Annotated in this window: 3 protein-coding genes and 2 pseudogenes; 2 read left to right on the top strand and 3 right to left on the bottom strand. The window is 44.7% G+C overall.

The window, feature by feature from the left end; translation table 11 throughout:
* Window positions 1-115: 115 nt before the first annotated feature.
* Window positions 116-580: pseudogene (locus HMPREF0666_RS02390) on the top strand (IS1182 family transposase); the annotation flags it as partial.
* On the opposite strand, the gene HMPREF0666_RS18615 reads toward HMPREF0666_RS02390, so the two are convergent.
* The 3 genes from HMPREF0666_RS18615 to HMPREF0666_RS02380 all read right to left on the bottom strand — a co-directional run bounded on the left by HMPREF0666_RS18615 (window position 474) and on the right by HMPREF0666_RS02380 (window position 2,442).
* Window positions 474-881 carry a winged helix-turn-helix transcriptional regulator gene (locus HMPREF0666_RS18615; protein ID WP_369750531.1) on the bottom strand — a complete coding sequence of 136 codons (408 nt, stop codon included), beginning with the start codon at window positions 879-881 and terminating at the stop codon, window positions 474-476. The pseudogene HMPREF0666_RS02390 and the gene HMPREF0666_RS18615 overlap by 107 nt on opposite strands.
* 117 nt (window positions 882-998) lie before the next feature.
* Complete coding sequence (locus HMPREF0666_RS02385; RefSeq protein ID WP_009010703.1) at window positions 999-2,030, bottom strand: winged helix DNA-binding domain-containing protein; 1,032 nt, start codon at window positions 2,028-2,030, stop codon at window positions 999-1,001.
* A 13-nt stretch (window positions 2,031-2,043) separates the two neighbouring features.
* On the bottom strand, window positions 2,044-2,442 hold the full coding sequence (locus tag HMPREF0666_RS02380) for an FKBP-type peptidyl-prolyl cis-trans isomerase (protein ID WP_009010702.1): 399 nt from the start codon (window positions 2,440-2,442) through the stop codon (window positions 2,044-2,046).
* Window positions 2,443-2,688: 246 nt separating this feature from the next.
* Between HMPREF0666_RS02380 and HMPREF0666_RS02375 the strand changes: the two are divergent.
* Window positions 2,689-3,103 (top strand): annotated as a pseudogene (locus HMPREF0666_RS02375) (transposase); the annotation flags it as partial.

Here is a 3,103-nt window from a genome sequence, read left to right as displayed (position 1 = left end):
GGGTGTGTCAAAATGTCCACATCCTCTTTTTATGCACAAAGCCCCGACTTTCTCAAGCCAGGGCTTTGCTATTTCCTAAAGTTTTTGTACCTTTAGGCATACAAAAAATCTCATTATGACAAAGGTACACTTTCGTTCTTACATACACAAGAAAATGATTCTTTTTCCTCAAAGAATCGATAAGGATATCGCAGAAGATGACCCTGTTCATCTTTTAGACGCCTTGGTGGATAATCTTATGTTGGATAATGTCTACAAGCTTTATAAGCCCAGTGGTCGCAAGCCTTATTATCCACAAATGATGCTCAAGGTGATTCTTTACGCCTATATGAATAATATCTATTCCTGCCGTCGTATAGAGTCGCTCCTCAAGCGTGACATTCATTTCATCTATCTGGCAGGATATGAGCAGCCTAATTTTATAACCATCAATCGTTTTCGTAATCGTGTGAAAAAGGAAATCAACAATATCTTCACACAGGTTGTATTAATACTTGCAGCCAAAGGTTTGATAAGTCTTGACGTTGAATATATTGACGGCACAAAGATAGAATCGAAAGCCAACAAGTATACCTTCGTTTGAAAGAGAACCGTGGAAAAGAACCGCGCCAAGTTACAGGAACAAATGGGTCAGTGCTTGCGTTGTTACGTACCACATAGAGTTGCTTGCCGTGTTCCGTCAGCCGATACTCCACCCGTGGCGGATAACCATAGCATTCCTGTTTATCAATCAGACGGTCGTCAGCCAACTGCCTGAGACGGTCTGAGAGCACATTCTCGCTGATGCCCTTCACTACTGCCAGAATATCCTTGAACCTTGTCTGCCCACAAATAATTGCCGTCAGGATCTCTACGTTCCACTTGGCTCGTAGAACGTCCATCGTGTCCGTAATCGACATCACTTCACGGTAGAGCACATGAGTGTCCTTTGCCGAAACTTCTTTGATAATCCCATCAATGCTATCAGGATGTTCCAGATGATTCATATCTCAATTCTCTTATTTATATTTAATGTACTCGTGCCAAGCCTCCTTGACATGTTCCATGTCATGACCTCCCTGGAAGAACTCTATCTGGCAATTATCTTTGAACGGAGACCAATTGCCGGAAATGATGCCGTCGTAAGCCACGACCGGCTGAAAGATACCACTGTTGTTGTGGGCACGGTGCCGATACTCAGGAGGGAGCACAATGTCGCGTGACTTGTAGCTGATGAGGTATTCATCGTATGGAGGAATCAGCAGGAACTTTCCCTTGCGGAAACCTCGTGTGCGATAATCGTCGGTCAGGTAGAACTCCCTGCCTTGCCATTTCTCTTCGTGAATGGTATGGCCTAATAGCTCTATGCCTCTTCTACAGTCGCTGACGTTCAATCCTGACCACCAGACGAAATCCTCCAGCGTGGCTGGTTGACGGCTCTGGAAATACTTGCGGGTAAAACGCATCAGGGCTTCGTCCTTGTCCATCTTTACCTTGGGCTTCACTTTGTTGGAAGTAAGTGCATAGATGGCTTTGAGCGGCAATAGTTCTCCACTACATATAGTCCCGGAAATCTCTGCCATGCGTATATGGTACGATAGTCTGTGTTCATCCATCTGAATATCTTTCCTTGCCAATGACTGCACGATGTCCTCTTTCGTTGCACTTCCCTTGTCGCTGACAGCTTGAAAGATTATCTTGCGGATATTTTTTTCTTCCTCCTCCGATATGCTGATTCTATTGCTACGCATCCAGCTTTTGATTGCAGCAAGCGCTTTGGGCGCACAAAGGTCAATCAGCATCCAGTAGTCCTCTGCCGAGACAAGTTGCCAAGTGCCTCGCATCAGGTGAAGACGGATTATCTCGCCTTCGTCGAACGCTTTCTTAAAGGCATTGTACGAAGGCTTGCGAGTGCGCATGGCCACCGCCCAGCGCATCATGCGATATTCTTGCGCTTGCATGGCACCCATATAACGCACTACTTCGGCAGGTGTGTCGAACTGTGGAGCGATGAGTTGCTGGTTGAGGAGTCGAATGGCTACGGGATTCATATCGTCATATGCTTTATGCTATTCCTAACAGCTCAATTTCAAATATCAATGTCGAACCACCGGGAATGCTTGGCTGGGAGAATTTGCCATAGCCCATTTCGGCTGGGATATAGACTTCCCATTTGTCACCGATGTGCATCTGCTGCATGGCGATGATCCAGCCCTCAATGAGGTCACATAGCCTGCAAGCCAACGGCACACCGCCACGGCTACTGTCGAATGTCTTGCCATTGATGGTCTTGCCAGTATAGTGAGCCGACACGATACTTCTTACACTGGGCTTGCCACTTTGGGCATCACCCTCTGCTAACACCTTATAATATATTCCCTTCGGAAGTGCCTTCACGCCTTCCTCCTGGGCTTTTGCCTCCAGCCAATCCTTGTTGGCCTGTATGTACTCTCGTTTTGCCATATCTGTCTGTTCGATAAATTAGAATTTACTTCATTCCGTTCTCTTCTTGTTTTTCTCCTCTGACCGATAGGATAGAACCATGCTTAGAAAGCCCAAAGCATTACTAATCAAACCAAGTATTCTGGAATATACCGAAGTTGGAAGAAATATCCAAACTAAGAAAAGCACTGCGAAACAAATCGCGAGAGCCAGGGCTTTGCTATTTCCTAAAGTTTTTGTACCTTTAGGCATTCAAAAATTCTCATTATGACAAAGGTACACTTTCGTTCTTACATACACAAGAAAATGATTCTTTTTCCTCAAAGAATCGATAAGGATATCGCAGAAGATGACCCTGTTCGTCTTTTAGACGCCTTGGTGGATAATCTTATGTTGGATAATGTCTACAAGCTTTATAAGCCCAGTGGTCGCAAGCCTTATCATCCACAAATGATGCTCAAGGTGATTCTTTACGCCTATATGAATAATATCTATTCCTGCCGTCGCATAGAGTCGCTTCTCAAGCGTGACATTCATTTCATCTATCTGGCAGGATATGAGCAGCCTGATTTTATTACCATCAATCGTTTTCGTAATCGTGTGAAAAAGGAATCAACAATATCTTCACACAAGTCGTATTAGTACTTGCAGCCAAAGGTTTGATAAGTCTTGACGTTGAATA

The organism is Prevotella sp. C561, from assembly GCF_000224595.1.
GTDB lineage: Bacteria > Bacteroidota > Bacteroidia > Bacteroidales > Bacteroidaceae > Prevotella > Prevotella jejuni.
This window is presented reverse-complemented; position numbering and strand designations above follow the sequence as displayed.